Raw genomic sequence first — 3,197 nt, forward strand, 5'->3', positions numbered from 1 at the left:
AAGTTAATTTTTTATCTGTTAACGCATGGAAATAAAATTAAAGAAGTTTTAGGAAAATTAAAAATTAAAGAAGAAAAACAAATGAAACTAAAGTCAAAAATTGCTATTGGATTATGTTCAGTACTAATTATAATTGGTTTAATAGGAGGAGGTTCATCTACTAAAGGTGATGAAGTTGTAATTTATTCTAATGCAGATGAAGAAGTTATTATAGCAATGACAGATGCTCTTAATGAACATGGGTACAAAGGAAAGTATATAATTCAATCCTTTGGAACATCTGAACTTGGTGGAAAGCTTTTGGCAGAAGGTAAAAATGTGGAAGCTGATTTAGTTACGATGAGTTCATATTATATAGACGAGGCTCAAAAGAAAAATAATATGTTTTCAGACTTAGAATTTGAGACAAAGCCATTACAAGAGTATGCTTCTTATCAGACACCAATTACAGCGCTACAAGGATCAATAATTGTTAATACTAAAGTACTAAAAGAAAATAACTTACAGCCACCTAAAACTTTGAAAGATCTAGCTAATCAGGAATATGAAGGATTAATATCTATACCAGATATAACTGGTTCTTCTACAGGATGGTTGTTAATACAAGGATTAATGAATGGATACTCAGAAGATGAAGCTGAAGATATAATGACTAAAATAATAAAAAATGCAGGTCCTCATCTTGAATCATCTGGATCTGCACCTATAAAGAAAGTAAGAGCAGGGGAGGTTGCTATAGCATTTGGACTTAGACACCAAGCTTTGCAAGATAAAGAAGATGGATTACCAATTGACTATATAGACACAATAGAAGGAAATTATCAACTACCAGAGTCTATAGCAATAATAGATAAAGAAGATGATAAAAAAGAAAAGTTAGCTATGGATATGGCTAAGTGTATAGTTGAAAACTCAAGAGAAGAAATACTTAATAAATATCAAACAGTTTTATATGAAGGTGAAAAAATTGATTTAACTATAGCTGCTAAGTATCCAAAAGAGTATAAAGAAAAATTGACCATGTCTTTATTAGAAAAACATAAAGATTTTTCAGAAAGTTGTAAAAAGTAATTTTTTAATATAAATAATACAAAACTAATATTTTGATTAATAAGGGAGATTGATTATGAAAAATTATAAATTATTAACACCAGGACCTTTAACTACAACAGATTCAGTTAAAAAAGAAATGTTATTTGACCATTGTACATGGGATGATGATTACAAAGTAATAACACAAAAAATAAGAAAACAACTTCTAGATTTAGGTCATGTAAGTGAAGAGAAATATACGACAGTTCTTATGCAAGGTAGTGGAACCTTTGGAGTAGAGTCAGTTATATCAAGTATTATAGGTAAAGATGATAAATGTTTATTTATAGTAAATGGAGCTTATGGTGAGAGAATGGTTACAATGGCTAAGTATCATGATATAAATTATACTGAAATTAAACAAGAATATGATGAATTACCAGACTTAAACTTAATAGAAGAAACCTTAAAATATGATAAAAAAATAACTCATGTTATGATGGTTCATTGTGAGACTACTACTGGAATATTAAATGATATAAAATCAGTTGGAGTTTTATCTAAAAAATATAATAAAACATTTATGGTAGATGCTATGAGTAGTTTTGGTGGAGTGGATATAGATATTAGTGATTGTAATATAGATTTCTTAATAAGTAGCTCTAATAAATGTATACAAGGCGTTCCAGGATTTTCATTTATAATTGCAAGTAAAGAAAAACTTATAAATAGTAAAGGGAAAGCGAGAAGTTTATCACTTGATTTATATGATCAGTGGATGGGAATGGACAAGGATGGTAAATGGAGATTTACATCACCAACTCATGTAGTATTAGCATTTTCTAAAGCTTTAGATGAATTAATTGAAGAGGGCGGAGTAAAAGCTAGATTTGAAAGATATTCAAATAATAATAAATTATTAAGAAAAAGAATGAAAGAAATAGGTATAAACTCATATTTAAAGGAAGAACTTCAATCACCAATAATAACAACATTTATATTAGAAGATAATAAATTTACTTTTAAAGAAATGTATGATTATATAAAGGAAAGAGGGTTTGCAATTTATCCAGGAAAATTAACGAAAGTTGAGACATTTAGACTAGGTAATATAGGAGAAATATACGAAGAAGATATAAATAATTTATGTGATATATTTACAGACTTTTTAAAGGAGGAAAGATAATATGAGAAATATAGAAGCAGTAATATTTGATTGGGCAGGTACAACAGTAGATTATGGGTGTTTTGCACCAGTAAGAGCATTTATAGAAGTATTTGAAGAGTATGGAATAAGCCCTACAATAGATGAAACAAGAAAACCTATGGGAATGTTAAAATGGAATCATATAAAAACTATGATGAGTATGCCAAGAATAAATGAACTTTGGATAGCTAAATATGGTAGAAATTTTACAGATGAAGACATAGATGAAATGCATGATAAGTTTACAGATAAATTAATGGGCATATTACATAACTATGGAAATCCTAAACCTTATGTAGTTGAAACTATTGAAAAGTTGAGATAAAGAAATATAAAAATAGGATCAACAACAGGATATACAGATGAGATGATGGCAATAGTAACTAAAGTTGCCAAAGAACAAGGTTACGAACCAGATTGTTGGTTTAGTCCAAATTCAACTAAAAATATAGGTAGACCTTATCCATTTATGATATTTAAAAATATGGAAGAACTTAAAGTTTCTTCAGTACAAAATGTAATCAAGGTAGGAGATACTATATCAGATATACTAGAAGGAAAAAATGCTGGAGTATTAACTGTTGGAATAATAGAAGGAAGTTCTGAAATGGCTTTAACTGAAGAAGAGTATATAACTCTATCTGATGAAGAAAGAAGAAGAGAAATAGAGAAAATAACTAAGAGATACAAAGAAGCTGGAGCTGATTTTGTAATAATGAATATGAAGGAATTAGTGAATTTAGTGGATTTTGTTAATGGATATGATAATTAATAAATTTATTAATAAATGGGGCTGTCCCAGGAGCAATTAAAAATTGCCCTGTGACAGCTCTTTATTTATATTCAAGATATTATTAATAATTCATCAAAAATTATTGACTTTTATGGATTACAAATGTAAGATTAAAAAAGAGGATTACAGTTGTAAGTTTAAATGGGAGGTTTAAAATGAAACAAA

At 28.2% G+C, this 3,197-nt stretch carries 4 protein-coding genes; all 4 read left to right on the top strand.

Annotation, left to right across the window (positions count from 1 at the left end; translation table 11 throughout):
* On the top strand, positions 1-1,071 hold a 1,071-nt coding region (locus tag J7G74_RS15505), incomplete at its 5' end, for an extracellular solute-binding protein (RefSeq protein WP_330616610.1).
* A gap of 55 nt (positions 1,072-1,126) precedes the next feature.
* A complete protein-coding gene (phnW, locus tag J7G74_RS15510) occupies positions 1,127-2,218 on the top strand; it encodes a 2-aminoethylphosphonate--pyruvate transaminase (protein WP_297136984.1) in 1,092 nt (363 codons plus the stop codon).
* Between the two features lies 1 nt (position 2,219).
* Positions 2,220-2,564, top strand: coding sequence for a hypothetical protein (locus J7G74_RS16750; RefSeq protein ID WP_330616611.1), 345 nt, complete (start codon positions 2,220-2,222; stop codon positions 2,562-2,564).
* 42 nt (positions 2,565-2,606) lie between these two features.
* Entirely contained in the window at positions 2,607-3,011 is a 405-nt protein-coding gene (locus tag J7G74_RS16755; RefSeq protein WP_330616612.1) for an HAD hydrolase-like protein, read from the top strand.
* The last annotated feature ends 186 nt before the right edge of the window (positions 3,012-3,197 follow it).

Source organism: Terrisporobacter sp. (assembly GCF_017888745.1).
Taxonomy (GTDB): domain Bacteria; phylum Bacillota; class Clostridia; order Peptostreptococcales; family Peptostreptococcaceae; genus Terrisporobacter.